Source organism: Sphingobacterium nematocida (genome assembly GCF_900168125.1).
In the GTDB taxonomy this organism is placed as follows: domain Bacteria; phylum Bacteroidota; class Bacteroidia; order Sphingobacteriales; family Sphingobacteriaceae; genus Sphingobacterium; species Sphingobacterium nematocida.
Window position 1 is genome coordinate 55,905 of the sequence record NZ_FUZF01000008.1, and the last position, 25,209, is coordinate 81,113.

Consider the following 25,209-nt stretch of genomic DNA (forward strand, 5'->3'; position numbering starts at 1 on the left):
AAGATAGAAAGCGAGTTCTGTTAGAGCTCGCTTTCTTCGTTTATAGAGACCGCATTTCGATAGAATAGTGTATATGGGTCTGATGGGTATATTTGCGTATCTGGATTGTGTCGAAAGGGTATAGCTGGATTAAAAATTTCTTCCAGTGTGGCTCTCATAAAATCTACAAAATTCGCCTTTTGCTCGGCCAAAAACTGGCCTTCCATTAATGCTCCATAACTACCGTAAAACAAAGTGCCTTCGTCACGCATCTTGCGGGCTACATATAAGTGTGGCTCTAATCCTCGATGACCAGTGACTTGCTCAAACACATAGGTATAGAATAGTGTTTGTACCAAGGCCTTATTCTCCGTATTGGCAGCTAATACTTTTTCCATGGTAGAGAATTTGACAACATCTGCACCGGTTTTGTAATCGACGATACGTGTTTTGACCTCTCCTAAATCTGTAACGACCTGGTCTACGCGGTCAATAATTCCGTACAATGTTACTACCTCAGGTCGATCATTAATGTTAATCTCGAAATCGATCGTATAGTCTTGATCATTTTCCAGTTCGACGATTCGGAAAGATTGATAATGGTCTATATCGTATTGCAGGTACATCTTGACGTATTCACAGCCTATTTTGTGCATGATCGTTTGGAGGCTATTGAGCTCTTCTATGGAATTGAAAGTACTATGGTATTGATTCCCAATTTCCTGTAAGACTAAAGATTCAATAGTCCCTATTTTTTCTTTTAATTCGTCGGTAGACGTAAATGTCTCTATACCTTTGTAGGGAAAGAGGATTTTCTCCATCACTTCGTGAATGACAGTGCCAAGACGATTCATCTCAAATTCCTGTGATATAGCAGGTGGTTCTTTTATTTCGGCTACATGTTTCAAGAAGAACTGCAGCGGTGAAGCTAGATAGGTGGTCAGAGCGGTAGCTGATATTCGACGCTTGTTTCGTACGAAAGTGTTGTACATCTTGTCCCATATAGCCTCCGTTTTTGGGACGACTAGTTCTGGTGAAGCGGGAGGAAACTGAATGCTCTGTTGTTGCTGGTGCTTCGCAAATTGAAACTGACTTTCAAACTCCAATTGGCGGATAAAGCGGCTTTCCTCTCCGGAGCTGCTCTCATCGACTATGCTGTTGTAGAAAATGTGGATATTCTCACTGTACTGAAAGTGCCTGTAGAAGAGGTATGCTGTCAAGGCATCCTGATTTTCTAAAATAGGTAGTCCATAAGCCCGACGTAAATTGTTTGGTAGGAATGTGACGCCGCTAGATGTTTTTGGTAAAACGCCCTCGTTTGCACCGAGGATATAAACATGATCGAAGTTGAGACATCGACTTTCTAATAAACCCATGATCTGTAGTCCATCTAATGGATCCCCTTCGATCGCAGAATTGATCGTGACGATCGCTTTCCGGATCAGACCGATCTGGAAAACAACGCTTAGCTGGGGTATTTTTGAAAATCCCAGATGTAATTGATTGAGTACTTTTTTTGTCTCTATCAAAAGGTTGGCATCGATTTGTTTAATCTGACTATCTTGCGCTAAGGAAAGTAATAGGTTGTCTAAGATATGGACAAGTGTCGGGATAACCTCCTTTGCATTGTTTAATGGTCTGAAAAAATGAGGAAGTGTGCTACTACTGATCTGTATATCTTCTAATTCGATCTCAAACAATTGCTTTTCGTTCACAAATTCCTGACTTGTCTTTTTTTCTTCCGATGAAATCCTACTCATAGGATTATTCAAAAAGGTCTCTAGATATTGGTAGGGTATCTTCTTCTTTTTGAGGTGAGAAATATCTTCATGGACATCCATCCAAAGACTTAGTACACCGAATATTGGCGATTGGGTCAAGGGAAATCCTGTTGTAATATTTACTTTTATATCGGGAAGACTTTGCAGTAGGGGGACTAATAGTGTTTCGTCTGCTAGTAGTATTGCAGCGCTCTTGCCTTCTAGCTCTTGGTCTAGGAGGACTTGGTGAAGCAGCTTTGTTTGGCTTACTTTTCCTGTCGAGGCATAAAGATGAACGGTATCTTTCCGGCTCCCAATGACATCGCTGTTATCAGCAATGGCGTTGATTAGACCGGTTTGAAAAATATTACGACGAATGAATAATCCAGCTTCTTGCTGTACGTCTTCTAGGTAATAACTGTCTGTATCAAAGTAAAATAATGCACGCTCCTCTTCCTGCCAGCGCTTGAATAGCCGTGCTTCTGCATTATTCAATGCGTTGAATCCTACGAATAGAATCTTTTTGTAAGGGACTAAGAAATCGGGATTGTCAACAGGTCCCTCTACTAGATTGCGATAAATTGTAGGAAAGTTGCTCTGTTTGAGGCTCTGTAGTTGGGTTTTGAAGTTCTTATACAGAGTAGGCAGTCGTTTCCATAGTTTTAAGAAACGTTGCTGTACGCCGGTATGGCCTGCCATACTAAAAGATTGCCAAAACTGTCGGATAAAGTTTTGTTGTTCGGTAGTTAGGTGTTGAAATTCAATGTCGATACGACTGGTGTCGTATAACTCCATAAAAATATGATCAATGTCTACCAGATCATAGTCCAATTGACTAAAATCACTTAGGATAATTTCTGCAATTGGATAGAATTCTTCCAATGATTCAGGAGCTAGGCCCTCTTGCACCAGCAGTTCGTTATGCAGTTCAAAGAGGTAGAAAAATTGTGTCAGCTGGCTGACCTGTTCGGCATTGGAAGAAAGAGCAAAGAATTCCTGAATGGTATAGAATTGTGGGGACCAGATCGCTTGACCATAGGTGTCTGCTAGATGTTTCTTCAGATAGGTTATAGGACGCTTATTGTTAAAAACAATTGCTATTTCAGAAAGATCATTACCGAAACGCTTCTGAATATCTTCGGCGACTACTTTTAAAAATGGGACCATGCTTTGAGTATTTAATATTTTGTAATTAACCATTAACCATTAACCATTAACCATTAACCATTAGATTGTTTATCTCACCTCGACTAGTTCATTTACCTTGGCGTAGTACAGGTATCCTTTGACTTGCTTGTATCCCAGATTTTGAAGAGCTTTCATATACTGGTCTACTTGCGTCTTATGTTCGATGTAATTGTCGCTGGTAAATTTGAAGTCTAATACGATGGTCTCCTCGGTATTGGTAAATACTTTGTCAGGTCGTAAGGTTCTGCCATCGGAAGTAATTATAGCCGATTCATTCCATATTTTATGGTTGCCGATGAGCCAAGGGTTGATTTGGGGATGATGCCAGATCTGGTGGATTTCCTTTTCTAAAATTTCCTTATTTTCAGGGGCTAGTATACCTTCATCTATGTATCGGGCTATTATACGGGCAATATCACTTTCTTTGGAAGCCTCTGCCATGATTTCGTGTGCCAATATGCCGTATTGTGAGGCTTTTTCCATCATGAGGATGGTATTGATGCTCCTGCGACTGGATTTGTTGAGCGCTGTTTCCATTGCTTTTGAGATAGGGTAGTTTTTTAAAGCAATAGTCCCTGTATCGCTTGCGGGAATAGACTCGATCCAATCTGTGACGATCTGATCTATGTTTATACGGCCTTCTTCGAGTGGAAATGGCGAACTGTTGTGTTCTAACACTTGATACAATACATCGGAGATCAGTTCATTTTTAATGTCTAAGCCGGTAATCTCACCCGTCTTTTTGTCCACGATTTCTTTAAAGCCGGGAGCTGTAATATAGAGATGTTCTACGGCTCGTGTTGTGGCTACATAGAGTGTATTGAGTGCGTCCATGTAGTTAAATAACATTTCTTCGTAATACTGTTTGTAAAAAATTGACCGTGCGACGTTACTGTTGTATTTAATAGGTATTTTACCAAGTTGAGCAAACGGTGAGTTTTCGGTGTTGATCCAAAAGTCGCCATTGAGCATACCGTCAATTCCCCATGCACAGAACGGAATCATCACAACATCATAGGCTAGTCCTTTGGACTTGTGAATTGTCGTGACCTCAATAGCATCGATCTTGCCGCTGGAAGGTAGAACTGCTTTATTGCCGTCCTCTTCCCAAAACTCTAAGAACTGTGTGATACCTCTCTCGCCACTAGCTGTAAAATTACTAACGATATCCTTAAAGGTAAGGATGTAAGGCAGGTGTATGTTATCTTGGGATGTGAAGTCATAGATCTCAATAAGCTTCTCTACCAGATGTATGAGTGGAAGTTTCTGCCATATGTCCCAATTGGTGATGAGCTGTTGAGGTAGTATCCCTTCAAGCGATTGAATGTCGTTCGCTTTAAACTGTAACCATACCGTTGGATCAAAGGGCTGTTGTGTCTGGATCAATTGATACAGATGCGTTATGCGGGCATGATGGATGATGTGTTGATCTGAATTGTATACAAGTGCCTTGAGGGTCTCTATGAGCAGAATTATAGCGTCATTTGATGCTAAGGCGAGGGCATCTCCTGATATGACGTCGAAAGCCAGCTCGTGTGTGTTTTTGTATTCCATTAATTTTTGGATCACGAGCATCGCCTGTGCATTGCTTCGAACTAATATACCGATTTGTTTGGCCTTATATCTTTTTGATGTAATCCATTCTCCGATTTTTTGACAAAGATTGGTGCTGGCGGTTTCCAAAACCTGATTAGCTCTGAATCGACCATCGTTAACGGGAAAGTAGTCAATCTCAATAGATCCTTGTGCTTTGGGATTGTTACTTTTTTGTTCTGGAATGAGTTGACTGCTATTTTGATAGGCGCGAATGAGCATACTGTCGTTTTGTTCATTTTGCCACCAACGTAAACCTTCTTCGGAGAGTTCCTCCGAGACTTTGTCATTCAATACTTGCTGTAGATGTTGTGGGATCTGTTCGTACAGGTAATTGTTGAATCGAATGATATTGGGTAGACTTCGGTAATTGGTGTCTAGTACACCGTTCTCAATAAAATCTTTTTTCGTTATTTCGGATAGATGAAATGAGTTGCTGACTTGCTCTTCTACTTGCTGCAATAGTATACGCCAATCCCCATTACGCCAACGATAGATACTTTGTTTGACATCTCCGACAATAAGGTGTTCGTGTTGTTTTCCTTCGGTATTACCAAGTGCATTTAATAATAGAGGGCTATAGTTTTTCCATTGGATTCGGGAAGTGTCCTGAAACTCATCAAACAGGAAATAATTGTAGCGATTACCTATTTTTTCCCAAATGAAAGTAGGATCATTGTTGTTGTCAAGCCCCAGTTTGTTTAATAGAAGCTGTGAATCTGAAATCAGCTGTGCTGCGTTTTCCTTACGCCAGATGCTTAAGAGGTCACTCATCTCTTTTAGCAGGCGGAGGTAATATAGGTTGCCCTGTACGGCTTGATAAGCGATGTATATAGGGGTCAGATTTTGGAGTTCCTTAAACTGTTGTAATACGGGATAAAATGCTTGTATGTAATCGTACCGCACGTTTTTATCCACATCGGTAAAAGCTTCTTCATTGTCAATAAGTGCTATAAATCGTTCCATGACTTTGTCAAGGTCTGATAAGGAGAGCTTATGGACACGAGGGGATACCTTGTACGCTGAGACCAATTTATTGCGGGATTTGCCCTTCAGTTCGTCCGCTTGAATCTGTAATGTTCGATAGGTATCTTGAAAAGATGTTATTGTGTGGCTGACAGCATCTAGATAGGATTGGGTCTTGTCTATGACCTCTGTGTTAAGCAGATTGAATACCTGGTTGGTATCTGCCGATACCAGAGCACCATCGAACTCCTGAAAATTTTCGGAAAAAATTAAACCCGCTAACTGTGCTAATTGATTTCTGTAATTCCAATTTTCGTTATTACTGATTTTTTTTTCTGCATAACCAATAATCCAATCCAAAAGATCTGGTCGTTCATCTAATAGCTGATTCAGCATGATGGTTAGATCGGCCTTCACCTTATTGGTATTCATTTCGATCTTATAACCCGCATCAAGGTTCAATTCGTAAGTGAACGATCGGATTACCTTCTGCGAGAATCCATCAATTGTACTGATGGTAAAGTGGCTATAGTCGTGTAAGATTTTTCGATATACACGGTGTGCTTTTTGTTGAAGTGAGACCGCGTTCCAGCTTGGATTCTGTTCAAGTAACAAATCTCTGAAACTTTTTATTTTTCCGCTGTTATCACCAATAGCCAAACCTTGTAACACAGAGAGAATACGTTCTTTCATCTCTGCCGTAGCTTTATTGGTAAAGGTAACGGCTAAAATCTCACGATAGCTGTTTTCATTGGCCAGTAATAGGGATAGGTAATGGAGGGTGAGACTAAAAGTCTTACCAGAACCGGCAGATGCTTTAAGAATTCGGAGAGGAGCGACATTGTTCATCCTACAAAGTAAAAATTAAAAATGCGAAATTCAAAAGAGACTTTAAGCTATAAGCAATAGGCTATAAGCTATACGTTTTGGAGGTAGACTTGTTGCTTATAGCAGTACTAAGTGATTAAAAATCAGTTTGTCTTTTTAATTAACTTCGTTGAACTCGCAAGCTCGGTTTTTATTTTTTACTTTTTATTGTTATCTTTGCGTCCCCTCTTACATACAGTACGGGGGATATGTTGAATACATAAATAATAATTAAACATGGCAACTAAAATCAGATTGCAAAGACACGGTAAAAAAGGAAAACCTTTTTACCACGTAGTAGTAGCAGACTCACGTGCACCACGTGATGGTAAATTCATCGAGCGTTTAGGTTCTTACAACCCAAACACTAATCCAGCAACTATCGTTTTAGATTTCGAAAAAGCTTTAGATTGGATGAACAAAGGTGCTCAACCTACAGACACAGCACGTGCTATCCTTTCTTACAAAGGTGTGTTGTACAAAAAACACTTGCAAGGTGGTGTGAAAAAAGGTGCTTTTGATGAGGCTAAAGCTGAAGAGCTTTTCACTAACTGGGCTGAAGGTAACACTGCTAAGATTGAAGGTAAAAAATCTGGTCTTGCAAATGCTAAAGAAGAAGCTAAAAAAGCTGCTTTAGTAGCTGAGGCTAAGAAAAAAGAAGAAAAAGCTGCTGCTGTAGCTGCTAAAAATGCGCCAGTAGAAGAAGTTGCTGAAGAAGTAGAAGCTCCTGAAGTAACTGAAACTGCTGAAAACACAGAAGAAACTGAAGGTTAATCTTTCATAAAGTATTCAAAGAAAAATGGTCGGTTCATATTATGGGCCGACCATTTTTTCTGAAAGTGTCTATTTTTAATGGACATCAAGAACTTTCATCTCTGTTGGTGATTCAATGGACATCATGAAAGTTTTTTCTGAAAGTGTTTGTTCTTTAAGGACATCAAGAACTTTCATGCCTGTTGGTGATCCAGAGGGATCATGAAAGTTTTTTCTTTTTTAATTTTTATTTTTGACTTTTTATTTAATAGAATGACCATAGAAGAAAGCTTTTACATTGGATATGTAAGTAAAACCAGAGGACTCAAAGGGGAGGTGCAATTGTTTTTTGAATTTGAGGATTATAATGAACTGGACTTTGAGATTATCTTTTTGGAGGTTAATAAGAAGTTGGTTCCTTATTTTGTGGATCAGATCAAGCTTCATAACAACAGTACCGCATATGCTACATTTGAAGATGTAGATCATATTGATAAAGCGCAGGTGTTGGTTCGTAAAAAAATGTACCTGCCGAACGATAAGATGCCGGAACGGGATCCAGATGATTTTAGGTATACAGATTTAGTGGGTTACTTGGTCATTGACGAGGAGCATGGTGAACTTGGGGAAATTATTGATGTGCAGGAGATGCCGCAGCAGTTTATAGCTACGGTAGATATGGATGGTAAGGAATTGATGTTTCCACTCTCCGATGATTTGATTCTGGGTATTGATCCCGATGAAGAAATCATTGAAGTAGAGCTTCCTGAGGGATTGGTCGATCTGTACAAAGAGTAATTTTTTTACTTTTTCATTTTTACTTTCCACTTTTAACACCGATATTAGCAGAGCTTATAGAGAAAGGCCGAGGGAATAGACCCGAAGAAGCCTTAGCAACCTGACGCTGTTCAAGGTGCTACATTCTATCCACCAGCTGGCGGAAAAGATAAGCTGCAGAATCACAAGGTCTTTGTGTGCTTTCTCTTAGCCTAAAAATAATTGTATGAAGATTATCGACCATATTAAACAGGCTGATGGGAAGACTTTGTTCTCGTTTGAACTTCTTCCGCCTGCTAAGGGCAAAGGGATCCAAAGTATTTTTAATACAATGGATGAGTTAATGGAATTTAACCCTCCTTTTATTGATGTGACTTATCACCGGGAGGATTACCTGTATAAGGAACATGCTAATGGTTTGTTAGAGCGTGTTGCATATCGTAAACGTCCTGGAACGGTAGCGATATGTGCTGCAATAATGAATAAATATAAGGTGGATGCTGTACCCCATCTTATCTGTGGCGGTTTTACCAAAGAGGAAACAGAGAATGCATTGATAGATCTAAATTTTCTGGGCATCGACAATGTTTTGGTGTTGCGGGGAGATGCCCGTAGGGGAGATGCTGATTTCATTCCAACGCCAGGTGGACATGCTTATGCTACGGATCTATTACAGCAAGTAAAGGATATGAATGGGGGGCATTACCTGCATGAAGACGTAGAGAGCTCGGAACAGACGGACTTTTGTATTGGTGTAGCTGGCTATCCTGAAAAGCACTTTGAGTCGCCGAACTTTAATACGGACTTCAAATGGTTAAAGAAAAAAGTGGAGATGGGAGCCGAATTTATCGTGACCCAGATGTTCTATAATATTGAGAAGTACAAAGAGTTTGTCCTTAAATGTAGGGACAATGGTATTCATGTACCTATTATTCCAGGATTGAAGCCTTTGACTTCAAAGAAGCAGCTGATAGCTTTGCCTAAGATATTTCATTTGGATATTCCGGAAGAGTTGAGTGATGCTGTGGATGCTTGTAAGACTAATGCAGATGTGCACCAGGTAAGTCAGGAGTGGATGGTGAATATGTGTCGGGAATTGATCGATTTTGGTGCTCCTGTGTTACATTTTTATACGATGAGCAGCCCTGGGCCGACAAAGCGGATTGTCGAACAGTTGGCGTAAATGTTAACGATTAATGATCAACGGTTGATTGTTAATTTTATATGTTTGTATTTGAAGAGCGAAGCAATCTATCCTATCAGGGGATAGATTGCTTCGCTTCGTTGTATTTGTGTTAAAATTTGTTAACAATTAGCTGTTGTTAAGAGTGTTATGTAGATTTATTTAATGATAATCTAAATTAATGCACTAATGCAATATAACAAAGCAAATAACTTGATCGGCTGGCTATGTGGTTTAGTGGCTGCTGCTGTTTACATCGCTACGGCAGATAGGTTTAACAGTTGGTGGGATACGGGGGAGTTCATCGCTTCGGCTTATAAACTACAAGTAGTCCATCAGCCGGGGGCTCCGCTGTTTCTTCTGATTCAAAACCTGTTTTCTAACCTAGCAATGGGCGATGTTTCAAAAATTGCTTTTTGGATGAATGTGGGATCTGCCACATGTAGTGGGCTTACTATTGTCTTTTTATTTTGGACTATTACTGCCTTGGCAAAGAAAGTTCTTCTTTCAAATGGGAAAGAGCTGTCTGGTATAGCCAGTTTTCAAGTGCTAGGAGCAGGGGCTGTAGGGGCTTTGGCTTACAGTTTTACAGATAGTTTTTGGTACTCGGCAGTGGAATCTGAGGTGTATGCCATGTCGTCGCTATGTACGGCTATCGTATTTTGGTTGATCTTGAAATGGGAGTCGAGAGTAGGGCAAGAGGGCGCCAATAGGTGGTTGTTAGTAATCGCTTTTGTGATCGGTTTATCAATCGGTGTACACCTGTTGAATCTTTTGACAATTCCTGTTTTGGCTTTGATTGTATATTTTAAGAAGGCAAAACAGGTTAGTTGGCTAGGAACGCTTAAAGCGATCGGGCTGGGGATAGTGTTGCTCGCGTTTGTTTTGTGGGGTGTTATTCAATATTCTGTTAAGATCGCAGCCTACATGGATCTTTTTTTTGTAAATAGTCTTGGAATGGGATTTGGCTCCGGGATTCTGTTCTTTGTTATGTGTTTGGTGGGAGGTTTAGTTTATGGGATTATTTACGCCGATAAGAAATCAAAACCAATTCTCCAGCTGTCATTACTAGCGGTTTGTTTTGTTTTTTTTGGTTTTAGCTCGTATGCCATGCTTTTGATTCGTTCGCAAACCAATATTTCTCTGAACAATGGTTCCCCGGATAACGCATTTTCTTTTCTAGGATACTTAAGTCGAGAACAGTATCAATCAGAGCCGCTATTTAAAGGTCCTGGGTTTAACTCTAACGTCGTTGGACTAGAAAAAACACATTCTTATTGGAAGGGAGACGGGAAATATCGGCAGGTAGCAAGTAGCAGTACGTACAAATATGATAAGGAAATGTTTTTTCCTCGGTTATATAGCGATAAACATGCTGATATTTATGGTTATTATCTGGGGTTGAGCAAAGGTACAACACCTTCTTTTGGTGATAATTTGAAGTTTTTCTTTTCCTATCAGCTTAATCACATGTATCTGCGTTATTTTATGTGGAACTTTGTGGGGAGGCAAAATGATGAACAGGGACACGGTGGTGATATCTCAGGAAATTGGTTGTCTGGGATTGCACCTGTCGACAATATGATTCTGGCTGGACAGTCTAACCTTTCTGATACGATGAAAGCAGATCCTTCTCGTAATGTTTACTTTTTTGCACCTTTTATTTTAGGGGTAATGGGACTCCTGTGGCAGATAAAGCGAAGTAAACGAGACGCTCTTGTTGTGGCGTTGCTATTCTTCTTTACCGGTATAGCAATAGTGATTTATCTAAATCAGACTCCGATGCAGCCACGTGAACGTGACTACGCTTATGCGGGCTCTTTCTATATGTTTTCGGTATGGATTGGCCTTGGTGTATTGGCTTTGACAGATCTGTTGAAGCGCTATTTATCGGTCAAGGGTGCAGCTATCACTGGGGTGGCCGTAGCGATGCTAACAACTCCTGTTCTATTAATCTCTGAAAATTGGGATGATCACGATAGGTCCGATAGGGAATGGACCCGGGATATGGCGTACAACTACCTGCAATCCTGTGAGGAGAATGCAATCTTGTTTACGTATGCGGATAATGACACGTTTCCGCTGTGGTACCTACAAGAAGTAGAGGGAGTTCGGCCAGATGTGCGAATCGTGAATTTAAGTTATTTACAGTCGGACTGGTACGTGAAACAAACGATGAAGGGCATAAACCGTGCTGAGGCTGCACCGATCCAAATCGATGCTAAAAAGATTGATAAAGGTATTCGGGATGTGATGTATGTGCATGAGATGGGAATAGAGGGGCATGTGGATGTAGATACATTGATTGATATTATGCTGTCGGATAATCCGAATAACCAACTGCCCTTACAAAACGGGGAATTTGTGAATTTTTTGCCGACAAAGAAAATACGGCTAAAAATAGATCGAGAGGCAGTAATTCGGAATAAGGTCGTGCCCAAGAGTTGGGAGAATGCTATTCCTGAAACAATGCAATGGACGTATAATAAAGAGTATGTGTCGCGTGCTGAACTTGCGATGATGGCTATATTAGCGAATAATAAGTGGGAAAGACCTATATATTTTGCAAATATGTTATCCTCGGATAATTTTATGGGATTGGATCGGTATTTAGTGAATGAAGGATTGGTATACCGTCTAATGCCTATTGAAACACAACAGCCGGATAATCAGATCTCCTTGGTGAATACAGATACCCTGTACAAAAATATTACGGAGAATTTTCGGTGGGGTAATATAGCGCAGATGAAACATTTTGATCAAGATTACCGTTCTTTTGCAAATCGGTATCTGTTTGGTGAAACTGTTCGGTTGGCCTTGGATACGCTGCTTCAGGAAGGGAATCTGAAACAAGGCAAGGATGTCGCGCTGTTGGCTTACGAAAAAATGCCCAGGAAAATTGTAAATATGGAGCACGTATATGATAATGCGGTAGTGGTGGACACTCTTTTCAAAGTGGAAGAACAGGAGCGGGCCTCTATTTTAGCAAACAATAGTTTGAAGTATATTGATGAGCAATTGCGATATTACGAAAGCGTGGGAGATAAGCTTAGTACATTTGATGTAAGGAATATGCGATTGGCTGTAGAATCGTTGGAAAGCTTCAAACGAGTCGTGCACAATGCGAAGAATGAGGATTTGATTGCGCGGGTTCATGGGATAGAACTGCGTTACAAGGAATTGTAATAATAAAAAAAGGAAGCTTGATCAAGCTCCCTTTTTTTTATTGTTATCCTTTTTTAACCTCTTTGGCCCAAGAGTCTTTTAGCGTTACCGTACGGTTGAATACTAAGTGATCTGGGGTCGATTTTGTGTCAAGGGTAAAATATCCCATACGTATAAATTGATATCCCTTTCCTGGAATTGCGTTGTCCAAATCGGGTTCAATATATGCATTTTCGATGATGTGCAAGCTTTCTTTATTGATAGATGCTTTGAAATCTTCTTCTGCTGCAGGGTTTTCGACTTGGAATAAGCGATCATACAATCTAACTTCTGCTTTTTTTGCATGTGCTACAGAAACCCAATGTATAGTTCCTTTTACTTTTAATCCAGAAGTGTCTTCACCAGATTTGGAGTTGGCAATATAGGTACAATGTACCTCTGTCACTTGTCCATTTTCATCTTTTTTGAAATCATGGCACTCCACAATATATCCATGCTTAAGTCGGACAGATAGTCCAGGTCCTAAACGGAAGAATTTTTTAGGTGGTTCTTCCATGAAATCTTCGCGCTCGATCCAAAGTTCCTTTGAAAACGGAATCATTCTACTTCCTTCTCCTCCTTCTACTTCAGGGTTGTTTTCACCATGTAGTTCTTCTACCTGTCCATCGGGATAGTTGGTGATCACCATTTTTATAGGATCGAGGACGGCCATTCTGCGCCATGCGGTTTTATTGAGATCTTCACGGATACAGAACTCGAGGAGACTTACATCAATCATGTTTTCGCGCTTTTGCACACCAATGCGTTCGCAGAAGTTGCGGATACTGGCAGGAGTGTAGCCTCTTCTGCGGAATCCTGAAATAGTAGGCATTCGTGGATCGTCCCAACTTTCGACATGTCCTTCAGTAACGAGTTGTAAAAGTTTACGCTTACTCATCACGGTGTAAGTCATATTGAGACGGGCAAATTCATACTGATGTGAAGGGAAAATCTCCAGCTTTTCAATTAACCAATCATATAAAGGGCGGTGAGGGATGAACTCCAACGTACATACAGAATGTGTTATTTTTTCGATAGAGTCAGATTGTCCATGTGCAAAGTCATACATCGGATAAATACACCATTTGTCGCCAGTACGGTGATGATGCGCATGTTTGATGCGGTATAATAATGGATCCCGCAAATGCATATTTGGATTTGCAAGATCTATTTTGGCACGTAATACCTTTTCCCCATCTTTATATTTGCCGTCGCGCATTTCTTGGAAGAGGGTTAAATTCTCCGCGACAGATCTGCTACGGTACGGTGTTGGTACTCCTGGTTCTGTAGGGGTGCCTTTTGCCGCTGCAATTTCTTCTGCTGTACTGTCATCAACATAAGCTAGGTCATGTTTGATTAATGTAACGGCATATTGATATAGTGTTTCGAAGTAGTCGGAAGTATAAAGCTCTTCGGCCCATTGAAATCCTAACCACTGTATGTCTTTTTTTATGCTTTCTACGTATTCTACATCTTCGGTAACAGGATTGGTGTCATCAAAACGCAGATTTGTCTTACCATTGTATTTCTGTGCTAATCCAAAATTTAAACAGATGGACTTGGCATGACCAATGTGTAGGTATCCATTGGGTTCAGGAGGGAAACGTGTCAAAACACGACCATCATGGGTTCCATTGCGAAGATCCTCTTCGACAATTTCTTCAATAAAATTTAGTGATTTATCTTCCTCTATCATGTAGCAAAGTTACTTAATAAACGATATATAATTAAAAAGTAAGGCGTAAAAAGTTAGAAATAGGAACTAAGGAGTAAAAAATAAATCCGCGAATATGCAGATACGCGAATTCGCAATTCTACAGAATTTTATATATTTTAGGGTATGACAAAGTTAAATGTTACAATTATTGGGTTGCTACTATTGTTGCAGGGGCTGATTCCTGCCGTGGCAAAGGAGGTGAAGCCTGCTTTATTGGTGTATGGGAGTAACATAGAGGCTTTTGCAGCGGCGATGCAAGCGGCACGGTCAAACGTACCTACACTGTGGGTGTGCGATGAAGCTAGTTATTTAGAAGATCTGAATGGTAGGCCACTATCTGTTACTTCAAATGTGGATTTATTGGGAGGCGTGTGGAAGGACCTGATAATTGAGATAGGGCAGCTTAAGTCAAAAGATGATTCTACGGTTGCAGCATTTCAAAGAGATGTGAATCCAAGACTGTTGCGAAATGCATTGGAAAGAATGGTTAGCAAACAGAAGAATCTTACGCTTGTAGCGGGAGTTAAAATCTTGAATCTATCAAAGGGTAAAAAGGACTTAACTGTGACGCTGTCGAACAAGCGAAAGTATGCTGTGCGAGCCATGGTAGATGCTAGTTTGGAGGCTGAGTCTCGAAAGTTTCTTGTTTCTACAGATCTGTTTGCGAAACCTTCGCGGATTTTGGCCGTATCTGAAATGACAGATGAACAGCGTCGAACTTTGGTCGCAATAGGTGAGTATGAGGGGGTCGTGTATGGTTATACTTGGGGCAATCTGTTTTCTAGAAGCGTTTCTAATGTGTTCTATGTTAATAGTCTTGTTCAGGTGACGCTAGATGATAATAGTTTGCCTTTGCGGGCAAATTTGGGTCAGGCGATTGGTGCATCTGCCGCTTACTGTTCTTTTTTTAAAACCAGTGCAGATAAGGTGGACGTAAGAAAACTACAAACAGAGTTGTTCGCGTTTGACAGTCGTATTATGCCTTTTTCAGATGTGACTTCTTCCGATTATCATTATAAGTCTTTACAGAAGATCTTTTTAGTGTCTCTACTGCCGTTGAAAAACAACGGAAATGAGCTTGTATTTAGGGGAGAGGGATCTGTGGGACTGAAAGAGGTCAAAGATGTCTTTAATAGCTTGTATTCGCGTAGCCAATTGTGGTTCGTTGATAATGGTTCAAAAGAATATTTTGAGTTAAAAGAACTCTTAACCCTGATAAAGTATGTTTCGTTTAGAGGGGATGAGGTAGATCGTGAGGTAGAGAAGGAATGGTCTAAAAAGTTAAAGTTTGAAGGGCACTATGATCCGAGTCATATGGTAAGCCGATACGAATTTGCAGTGCTGGTGGATAGGTATGCAGATCCTTATGTTAAAGCAGTTAATGCGGAGGGTAAGATATTGCGATAGGTTCGATTGATGCCTATCGCAATACCTAGTTGTCTACTCCGTAATTTCTAAAAGACGATCGCGCAATAATAGACACGCGCCTATTGCTGCAAACTTCTGGTCATTGCTGGACATGACTATTTTGGTGTCTTTATTGACGATAGATAAGGAGTATTTATTGATAGCATTTTTTAAGGGAAGACTTAGGTATTCATCCGAAGCAGCTAGAACTCCTCCAATTATAATTAATTCGGGGTTGAATATGTTAATTAAAGCGGCTAGGCCTCGACCTAGCTTTTCGCCAATCTCGTTAATGGCTTCGATGCATAAGGTGTCGTCCTTTTTTGCTGCTTGAATAATGTCATGTAGACGAATGTCCTCTACTTCATGGAATTTTTTTGTTAGGGTGCTGGTTGCGCCCTCTTTTAATTGGGTGATTACGCTACGACGTAAAGCATGGCCGGAGGCTTCAGTCTCTAAGCAACCCTTTTTGCCACATTTACAGATAATATCGTTGTCAAAGATAGGGATATGTCCGAATTCTCCCGAAAAACCAGATTTTCCATAGTAGAGTTGGTTATTTATCAGAATGCCTAAGCCAATCCCATTGTCCACATTGATAAATAGGGCGTCTTTTTCGTTCGTTAGGATACCGCTGGAGAATTCTCCATAAGCAAGTGCCTTGGTGTCGTTTTCTAAAAAGGTGTGTATGCCCAGTTCTTGTTCAAAGAAATTGGATAAAGGATCTTCGTAAAAATTGAAGTAACTGTATGAATAACCTGTTCTGTAGTTGATACGGCCTGATAGATTGACTCCTATTCCTAAAATTTTTTCTTTTTTGATGTTCAGTTTGGCAATAAAGTCTTTTATTTCTTTGCAGATATCCAATAAAGACTGTTCGTTATTCTCTAGTGTGTACGGGATGTCATGTTTGCTGGCCACGAGTTCTTTTTTCATATTTATCATGGCAATACTCAGGAAGTCATGTCCTACCTGTACGCCTATAAAAAAGGCCGAGTTGGCTTCTAGACCGTAGTTGTTGGGCTTTCTACCTACGTTTGAGGTTTGCTTACCGTAATCTTTAACAAGTTTTTCATCGATAAGTTCAGTGATACACTCGTTTATTTTTGGGATACTTATGTTGAATTCTTTGCTTAGTTCAGCTATTGTTGCGAGTTCATGTGAGGCGAAGTAGGCTAGAATTTTTTTTTTAAGTTTTATATTCTTAAAAGCTACACCACTTATATTGGCATTATGTAAATCTGTTAAAAAGTTTGATCCCATCTTAAAAATAATTACCCGTTTAATACTCGGGTTAAATATAATAAAAAAGTTACGGAAGTTAAACCTCAATTCCAGTATCTGCTGTGGTTGACGCATTATTATTAAAATATTTTAATAATAAATTGGTTGTTAGGTTTTTTTTTGATAAAATTGAACTTTCTTAATAATCATTTTAAAACCGCATATCACTATCAAATTGGAAAATAAAAAGGCTTTACATCCAATGTATTGGATTCCTACGACTTGGTTTGCTATGGGGCTGCCCTTTGTGGCAGTGTCGGGCGCAAGTTCTATTATGTATAAAAATATGGGCGTATCTGATACACAGATCGCCTTTTGGACTTCGCTGATTATGATCCCCTGGACATTAAAGCCACTTTGGGGACCATTTCTTGAGTTATATAAGACGAGAAAGTTCTTTGTCTATATTACACAGATATTTACCGGTATACTGTTTGGTTTAGTAGGGTTAACATTACAGTTGGATCATTTTTTTAGTTTTTCGATTGCGATATTGACGATTATAGCTTTAAGTGGGGCTACCCATGATACGGCCGCAGATGGTGTTTATCTCAACGAGTTGTCAGCTAAGGAGCAAGCTAAGTATGTTGGTTGGCAGGGGGCATTTTATAACGTGGCTAAAGTTTTTTCGGGTGGTGCACTGGTTTATTTGGCTGGACAGTTGGAGCGTGAAGTCGGTATTCATAATGCATGGATGATTGTTATGTTTGCTTATGGAGGGATAATGTTACTATTGGGATTCTATAATATGCGTATGTTGCCGTCCACCGAATCGGCCGTGAAATCGTCTACTTTTAAAGAAGGTATGGCTACTTTGAAGGATGTTATTGTCACTTTTTTTCAGAAAAAACATATCTGCTTCAGTTTGGCATTCATTGTTTTCTATCGCTTCGCCGAAGGACAGGCGATCAAAATAATTCCCCTTTTCTTTAAGTCTTCGCGCACAGAAGGAGGGTTGGAGTTGAGCACATCACAGATTGGCTTGTTGTATGGTGTTTTTGGAGCTATTGCCTTTGTTTTGGGATCTATTGTCGCAGGTAATTTTATTGCGAAGAGTGGGTTGAATAGAAAATCGCTTTTGATTCTATGTACTGCATTTAATATTCCATTTGCTGCCTACGCATTTTTGGCTGTAGCTCAGCCAGAAAACCTCTATATTATTGGAAGCGCTGTTGTTATAGAATATTTTGGATATGGATTTGGTTTTGTTGGACTGATATTGTTCATTATGCAGAATATTGCACCAGGAAAATATAAAATGGCACATTATGCTTTTGGGAGCGGCCTGGTGAACCTGGGATTTATGATTCCATCGATGATCAGCGGCTGGTTGAGTGATATGATGGGGTATAAGGAGTTCTTTATTTGGGTCATGATTGCGACGATACCGGCTTTCATTGTGACTTGCTTGGTACCCCTAAAGAAGCCGGAGGAATCGGAAGAGGCGTAATAGATATATTTTTGTTTTTCGGAAATCTCATTGTTAAAAGCGATGAGATTTTTTGTTTATATAGTGTATTATTTATTTAAAAGGTGTTTTGTTTGCCTTTTTTGTTGCGTCATGCAAGTTTAATATTAAAAAAAATTATAAATAAGTTGATTGTTTGATATTTTATTTCTTATTTAGCATCGAAGTACTGAGCAAAGCTTAAATATGATACCATATTGTTCGTAGGAGATATTCTTGTTTTATAAAAGGGAATGCCAGATAACTGTTGTCTCTAACCTTGTTTGATTAACTGATATAATTTCAACGAGCAGTTATGTTTTGAATCGATGACTATTTAAAATAAACATTAAACACTAAATTATGCAATTTTTAAACTTTAAGCGGTCTTATCACCTGAAGACCATTAGTTTGCTTTTTTTGCTGATGCAAACTGTTATGACGTTTGCCCAGTCTGTGGTGAAAGGCTATGTTCTTGATGAAAGGAGTAAGCCTGTTGCAGGAGCAAATGTTAAATTAAAGGGAAAAACGACTTCTGTATTTACAGATGGTAAAGGCTTTTTTCAAATTAATTCTGTTGGTTTTCCTGTAGCTTTAGAAATTAGTTACGTTGGTTTTCAAACTAAAGAACAAGTCGTTAGGGATGCAGGCGATGTGACTATTGCATTGACTTCAAGTGATAAGGAGATAGATGAGGTTGTGGTTGTGGCGTACGGTACACAGAAAAGAAGTAATGTTGTCGGTTCCGTAACACAGATATCCGCCGATGATATTAAAAAGGCGCCATCGATGAACATTACAAACTCGCTCGTAGGGCGAGTCCCTGGACTATCAGGAGTGCAACAGTCAGGAAGACCCGGCGCTGATAATGCCTCATTGTATTTACGCGGTGTAGGTACTTATGGTGAAAATCAATCGCCGTTGGTCATCATTGATGATATAGAGCGAAGCCTGTCCACTTTGGCTTATTTGGATCCCAGTGAGATCGAAACGATTTCTTTTCTTAAAGATGCAGTAGCTACTGCAGCATATGGACTTCAGGCAGCGAATGGTATTATTCTCGTCAAAACAAAATCGGGACGTAAAGAAGAAACTAAGGTTTCTTACAATTTTGGCTATAGTATTGGTCAAAATACGAGGTTTCCAAAATTTTTGGATGGACCGGATTACATGACTTGGTACAATAAAGGAACAGAACTGGATAACGATTTCTTATTGAGTACCAACCAAACTCAGGTAGGATTGGTTTATACGCAGGAGATGATTGATGCAGTTCGTTCTGGAGCCAATACAAATCCGTTATTGGGAAATACGGATTGGATCAGTTTGTTGACAGATAATAATTCGTATTCCCAGCATCACGCGGCGACTATTTCTGGAGGGGGAAACAAATCGCAGTATTTCGCCTCTGTAAGTCATATGGATCAAGATGGGGTGATTGACAATACTGGATTTAAACGATACAATGTTAGGACAAATTTGAAAAATGACATTAATGATTACCTAACCCTTACACTAAACATGGGCTTGCGTAATCAAGTTAGCAACACCCCAGGGATTTCGCCTGATAATTCAGAATATATGAACCCTTTTTATCAGGCAGTCCGTATGTTGCCTAACTTACCTATGTATGCTCCAAATGGTCTTCCGACAGCTTACCAAGCAGGTGCTGGTTGGGTAAATCCTATTGCTTCGGTGGAAAATTCGGGTTATCAAAAGTATAAATCTAATATCTTTCAAGGACAGGCTAATCTTGATTTTCGTGTACCAGGAGTAGAAGGGCTGGTCCTGAAAGTACAAGGAGCTTATGATTTTACTGGTAGAGAAGGCAAAAGATGGACCACGCCATACCGTACCATGGGACGGTCACGCGATCAGGTAACAGGTGATTATACGGCACTGGATGTTGTACCGGGTATAGGAAAAACAACGCTTAGACAAGATTACCAAGCATCTTATAGAAAAACGATGCAGTCGAGTTTGAATTACAGTAAGACGGTGGGCGACCACGCGTTTACGGGTTTGGCCCTGTATGAATATTCTGGTACTAAAGGCAATATTTTTGCTACTGGTGCTAGTAATTTTCCAATTTCTATTATACAAGAAATTAATTATGGATCAACAGATCCAAATGACTTGATCGCGGCTACAGGCTCTAGTGATGCGGAGACGGCAAGGGCAGGCTTCGTAGCACGCTTAAATTACGCTTATCAAGATAAATATCTGGTGGAGTTAGTGTCTAGGTGGGATGCTTCGGCAAATTTCATTAAGGAAAACCGTTGGAAGTCGTTTCCCGCTGTTGGATTGGGTTGGATTGTGTCTCGAGAAAATTTCTTTGCAAAAGCTTTAGAAACCGTTGATTTTTTGAAGGTGAAAGCCTCATATGGTAGAGCTGGAAATGATCGCGCTCAGGTAGGTACTTTCCCTTATCTGTCTACTTTTTCTCAAACGACGATTAATAATCCTGTTCCTCATGGGCATACCCCACCTGTTGTGATCGGTGGAAAACCGGTAATGCCTATCTATACCAATCCTTTGCAGAATCCTAAGTTGAGATGGGAAGAGTCTACTATTATGAATGTGGGTTTTGAGTCTAGATTCTTAAATGGAAAATTGGGCTTTGACTTTGAGTGGTTCTACCGTCTCACAGATGACATACTTGAGCGGGTTAACAATTTATATCCAGGTTCTATGGGTGGTTACTATCCGGCGTTAGTTAATGTGGGGTCCGTGGATAATAGAGGATTTGATGCGCAATTGCGCTATAATGATCGGGTAGGAGAGTTTAAATATGGTATTACAGGTAATGTAAATTGGGCTCGTAATCGCATTTTAAAAAGAGATGAGCCTGATGGTACGCCAGCATGGAAGAGTTTGATCGGTAAACCTGTAGGCACCAAAATCGGATTTATCTCTGATGGAATAATTCAAGATTGGGAGGAGGCTAGAAATACCCCGACGCCTAGTGGAGGTACTTTGGCTCCCGGATTCTTTAAATTCAGAGATCTTAATGGAGACGGTAAGATTACTGTAGCAGAGGATCAGACTTACATTGGTCGTTCTAATGTGCCTGAGTTAACTTTTGGCTTAAATATCGATCTGGCGTACAAAGGGTTTGATTTTTCAGCGTTGCTACAAGGTGCAACAATGGTAAATATTAGTTTGGCAGGTACGTATGAGGGCTCTTCAAATACGAGTGGTGTTGATGACAATACGCCATTTACCAGAGCTTTTTATAATTATGGGAACTCCCCTTATTTCTTAGTAGAAAATTCTTGGAGACCCGATAATCCGGATGCGGAATTTCCACGATTAAGTGCTTATAAAGCAACAGGTATCTCCAATCAAAATGGTTTTTCTAACTCGGGATGGGTGCGCGATGGAAGTTATTTACGTTTAAAGTCTGCTCAGTTGGGCTACACTTTCTCTAAATCAATGTTGCAACAGATTAAGATTGAAAATATCCGATTGTTTGTTTCAGGGTCAAACTTGTTTACTTGGGATAAATTAAAATATATCGATCCTGAGATGCCTAATGTAAATAATGGGTTTTATCCGCAACAGCGCATCTTTGAATTTGGCTTAAATGTGACTTTTTAAGAAGGTCTAATTCATTAACAAACATTAAGTGATTCTCATGAAAAATATTAAAACAACTATAAAAAGAACGAGTTTAGCAATTTTAGCAGTGACCGCTATATCTTTTCAAGGATGTAATCTGGATCTAGATCTGCAAGATCGCCTTGTCGAGGAAAGTGTCTGGTCAGATCCTAATACAGCCGAGTTGTATGTCTCAGGTATGTATGGGGTATTTCAAAAGTTTCAGTTCGGTAATTTTCCTAATCTAGGCTACAATAATGCGATGGATGCTTTGGCTGATGGGATGAAATTCACGTCCAATACACTGGGGAATGGTACGGTTAACACTTTAATTTCTAATGCAAATTATTTTTCTCCTGCCACGGTAGGCTTGAATTTTTGGAACCCAGGTTTCGTTGGGATTAGACGTGTCAATGAAATGATAGAGGGGGTAAAGACAAAGTCTAAACTCAGTGAAGAACAAAAGTTGGTATATGAAGCTGAAGGTCGCTATGTCCGGGCTTACACTTATTTTTGGTTGGCAAAACTGCACGGTAGCCTTCCTGTTTTTAGATCATTAGGCGATTATAGCTCAAAAGATAAACCACGTTCTAGCGAGCAGGAGGTTTATGATTTTATGATTGAAGATTTAACTTTTGCTGCCGAAAATCTGCCAAAAACAAATCTCAGCGGACGTGCAACTAAAGGTGCTGCCTATGGTATGCTGTCGCGTGTAGCGCTGTACGCGGGCTCAATTGCAAAGTATGACAACAAGCAGTTCAATACGGATGCCTTGACAGGAATTTCGCAAACAAAGGCAAAGGACTATTTTGGTATATCTGCTAGTGCTGCTACAAAAGTCGTTGAATTAGCAGGCGAAGGGTTGTATGCATTGGATACTGACTTCGCTGGGATATTTAGAAAAAAAGATACGAAAGAGGCGATTTTCAGGGTGGATTATCTAGCGCCTAATATAACACACGATTATGATTTGGGCTATGCCCCACCGCGTGATGCTGCAGGAAATACACTGGTATATGGAGTACCTACGGCAGAGCTGGTAGATGAATTTGAGATGGCAGATGGAGCTAAGTTTTCTTGGTCGAATCCTGTGCATGCAGCTAACCCGTATAGTAATAGAGAGCCTCGTTTTGAAGCAACTATTCTACATAATAACTCGGTTTGGAAGGGACGTGTACTAAATACTACTGAAGCGGATGCTGTCGAGGGATTTGTCGAGTTCGGTAGAAGTGGAGATCCAAAGCGAACGGTTACGGGTTATTATGCAAAGAAGATGTTAGACCCTAGCAATACAACTTTTGTTGTGAATAAGAGTACGCAAAGCTGGATTGAGATGCGGTATGCAGAAATTATATTGGTGTTGGCTGAGGCTAAGGCACAATTGGATGATTATGCGTCAGCGACGACCTATATCAATATGTTGCGTAGTAAAAGGGGGCTTAACTCCATTAGTGTTTCAGGCAGTACACAGGCTATGCAAGCTATTGAGCACGAGCGAAAAGTAGAGCTAGCTTTTGAAGGACATCGTTTTTGGGATCTGCGTAGATGGCGAAAGGCACATATCGAATTGAATGGTAAGAAAATGACTGGCCATAAAATCACTGGACAGGGTGCGGGATATACCTACGAGGTCGTTCCGGCAGACGCTGTCAACAGGAGTTTCACCGGAAAACTTTATTACTTGCCAATTCCAGAAAATGAGGTGCAGTTAAATTTAGCTCTTGATCAAATCTTTGGTTGGTAATCATCTGTTCACTTAAAAATTAGGAAAATGTTACTGAAAAATATAGTTTATAGTGCCGCAGTTTTGTTGGCTTTTAATGCTTGTCAAAAACCAGACTATGGACAGCGAAATGAAAAAAATGGATTAGCGGATATCTATGCCACTATAGAGGGAAAGGCTACAGACCGTTTGTTTAATAGTACTTTTGCGAACGATACTTTCTTTGTAAATGTGGATTATTATTATCCAATAGATTCGGATAATGAAGTAAATCTGAAACGTATGCTTTTAAGAGCATCCTTGCCCGCAGATGCTAAAATTACCCCTGGTCTTAATGGTTTTATTGATTTGAGTGAGCCTCGGACTTTAACTGTAACATCAGGTACGGGAGACAAACAGAATTATGTCGTCAAAGCTTTGAAAAGAGGAAGTACAGCACTGAATAAAGTGACAATAACTGTTGGTGCTGATGTGGTGGAGGGAATTATCGCGGGGAAAACTGTAACTTTTTTTGTTCTCCCAGGGATTGATGTGAGTAAAGTAAAGTTGGAATATGTAATCAATAAACATTCAACAGGATCTATTGTGAATGGTAGTGCGATTGATTTAGGGACTGGATCTAAAGTTTTTAGTGTTTCCGCTCCAGGTGATGCAAAATCTGATTATACTTTTGTTGTTAAAGAGCCCGTGAAGAAAGAACGTGGTTTGGGGATAAGTCGTAGATTATTTGTGAAAACTGCCGCGGAGTTAGGGTTTTCAGCAAATAATGAAACCTCTCTGTTTGTTAGTGGCGATTATGTGGTAATTGTTACTAGAAGTAATCCATCTGTGTTTAAAGTGTACAATAGGTTTACCGGCGTATTCTCGCACAGTATAACTAGTCCTTTGCCTGGTGGTCGTCTGTCATTTCAGGGGATCGGTGATGGATCTGAATCATTTGCGATTACTAGTTATACACCCGCCAATAGTGCTTTTATTGTGTATAGGTATAATAATGTGAATGATAAAAATCCAGTTAAGCTGTTGGAGTGGACAAATGCCAAACCTGCTACTGTCCCAGGGGATGGTAGTATCGGACGTAAGGTGGCATGGGCAGGAAGTCTGACTGGTAAAGGAGTGATGACAGCCTCTTTGGCCAACAGTAGATTCTTTTATGAGTGGCGAATGGAGAATGGTTTGTTCACAAGTACGCAGCCTGTTTTAAAAGAATATAAGGATGGTGAAGCTTCCTTGGGCTTCTTGGCTGAGTACGTTCCTATGAGTGCTAATGAGGGTGCTAACTATATAGCAAGTGCAAATACGGAATTGGTTTATCTTTCTGGTGCGAGTTATGGACGGATCGCTACTTTTCCTACAGTGCCCAATACGATGATGAATAATTCTATAGCCTATGTCAGATTTAATAATGCAGATATTGTTGCTCAATTGAAGTTGATTGAAAAGAATGATAATTCACAAATGTTCATTTACGATATCACGAATAGGTCATTAATTGGTACATCTATTTCGGCTCCCAATTATAATGATTTACGTGTATATCAATCTGAATTATTTTTGGGGAATGCTAATTTGAATGCTACTGGAGACATCTGTGTTGGTACGTCGGAGAATGGAGAGCGTCTTCAGGTTTATATGCTTAGTACCTTCGGGTATTTGGTCTGTCATGAGTTTACTACCTATGCTGACTAAATAATTATTAAATTATTAACCCTGCCTTTTAAATTCACTTTGGAAGGCAGGTTATTTTAGAATCATCCTATA

13 protein-coding genes and 1 riboswitch are annotated in these 25,209 nt (G+C 39.9%); of the genes, 9 read left to right on the forward strand and 4 right to left on the reverse strand.

Going from position 1 to position 25,209, the window contains the following annotated elements; genetic code table 11:
* Positions 1-20: 20 nt before the first annotated feature.
* A complete protein-coding gene (locus B5X76_RS10245) occupies positions 21-2,906 on the reverse strand; it encodes a PD-(D/E)XK nuclease family protein (RefSeq protein ID WP_176141043.1) in 2,886 nt (961 codons plus the stop codon).
* Between the two features lie 69 nt (positions 2,907-2,975).
* On the reverse strand, positions 2,976-6,335 hold the full coding sequence (locus B5X76_RS10250) for a UvrD-helicase domain-containing protein (RefSeq protein ID WP_079643024.1): 3,360 nt from the start codon (positions 6,333-6,335) through the stop codon (positions 2,976-2,978).
* Positions 6,336-6,590: 255 nt separating this feature from the next.
* On the opposite strand from B5X76_RS10250, the gene B5X76_RS10255 reads away from it, so the two are divergent.
* The 4 genes from B5X76_RS10255 (at position 6,591) to B5X76_RS10270 (ending at position 12,252) form a co-directional block, all read left to right on the forward strand.
* Positions 6,591-7,127 (forward strand): 30S ribosomal protein S16, encoded by a 537-nt coding sequence (locus B5X76_RS10255; RefSeq protein ID WP_079643025.1) that lies wholly within the window; start codon positions 6,591-6,593, stop codon positions 7,125-7,127.
* 252 nt (positions 7,128-7,379) lie between these two features.
* Positions 7,380-7,904: a ribosome maturation factor RimM gene (rimM, locus tag B5X76_RS10260; protein ID WP_079643026.1), complete on the forward strand. Its 525-nt coding sequence runs from the start codon at positions 7,380-7,382 to the stop codon at positions 7,902-7,904.
* Positions 7,905-7,955: 51 nt separating this feature from the next.
* Positions 7,956-8,059, forward strand: a riboswitch (SAM riboswitch).
* 50 nt (positions 8,060-8,109) lie between these two features.
* Positions 8,110-9,066, forward strand: a complete 957-nt coding sequence (locus B5X76_RS10265; RefSeq protein WP_079643027.1) for a methylenetetrahydrofolate reductase — start codon at positions 8,110-8,112, stop codon at positions 9,064-9,066.
* Between the two features lie 189 nt (positions 9,067-9,255).
* Positions 9,256-12,252: a glycosyltransferase family 117 protein gene (locus B5X76_RS10270; RefSeq protein ID WP_079643028.1), complete on the forward strand. Its 2,997-nt coding sequence runs from the start codon at positions 9,256-9,258 to the stop codon at positions 12,250-12,252.
* Between the two features lie 43 nt (positions 12,253-12,295).
* Here B5X76_RS10270 and B5X76_RS10275 read toward each other — a convergent pair whose 3' ends face one another.
* The gene (locus tag B5X76_RS10275) at positions 12,296-13,966 is read right to left on the reverse strand and encodes a glutamine--tRNA ligase/YqeY domain fusion protein (protein ID WP_079643029.1); all 1,671 of its coding nucleotides are present in this window, start codon (positions 13,964-13,966) and stop codon (positions 12,296-12,298) included.
* 144 nt (positions 13,967-14,110) lie between these two features.
* On the opposite strand from B5X76_RS10275, the gene B5X76_RS10280 reads away from it, so the two are divergent.
* Complete coding sequence (locus B5X76_RS10280) at positions 14,111-15,394, forward strand: hypothetical protein (RefSeq protein ID WP_079643030.1); 1,284 nt, start codon at positions 14,111-14,113, stop codon at positions 15,392-15,394.
* A 33-nt stretch (positions 15,395-15,427) separates the two neighbouring features.
* Here the strand turns inward: B5X76_RS10280 and B5X76_RS10285 are convergent, their stop codons facing one another.
* Positions 15,428-16,657 (reverse strand): ROK family protein, encoded by a 1,230-nt coding sequence (locus tag B5X76_RS10285; protein WP_079643110.1) that lies wholly within the window; start codon positions 16,655-16,657, stop codon positions 15,428-15,430.
* Between the two features lie 223 nt (positions 16,658-16,880).
* Here B5X76_RS10285 and B5X76_RS10290 point away from each other — a divergent pair, with 223 nt between their 5' ends.
* The 4 genes from B5X76_RS10290 to B5X76_RS10305 all read left to right on the forward strand — a co-directional run bounded on the left by B5X76_RS10290 (position 16,881) and on the right by B5X76_RS10305 (position 25,137).
* Positions 16,881-18,128 carry an MFS transporter gene (locus B5X76_RS10290; RefSeq protein WP_079643031.1) on the forward strand — a complete coding sequence of 416 codons (1,248 nt, stop codon included), beginning with the start codon at positions 16,881-16,883 and terminating at the stop codon, positions 18,126-18,128.
* Positions 18,129-18,488: 360 nt separating this feature from the next.
* Positions 18,489-21,725, forward strand: coding sequence for a SusC/RagA family TonB-linked outer membrane protein (locus B5X76_RS10295; RefSeq protein ID WP_079643032.1), 3,237 nt, complete (start codon positions 18,489-18,491; stop codon positions 21,723-21,725).
* Positions 21,726-21,762: 37 nt separating this feature from the next.
* Positions 21,763-23,469, forward strand: a complete 1,707-nt coding sequence (locus tag B5X76_RS10300; protein ID WP_079643033.1) for a RagB/SusD family nutrient uptake outer membrane protein — start codon at positions 21,763-21,765, stop codon at positions 23,467-23,469.
* Between the two features lie 27 nt (positions 23,470-23,496).
* Positions 23,497-25,137 carry a DUF5018 domain-containing protein gene (locus B5X76_RS10305; RefSeq protein ID WP_079643034.1) on the forward strand — a complete coding sequence of 547 codons (1,641 nt, stop codon included), beginning with the start codon at positions 23,497-23,499 and terminating at the stop codon, positions 25,135-25,137.
* Positions 25,138-25,209: the final 72 nt, after the last annotated feature.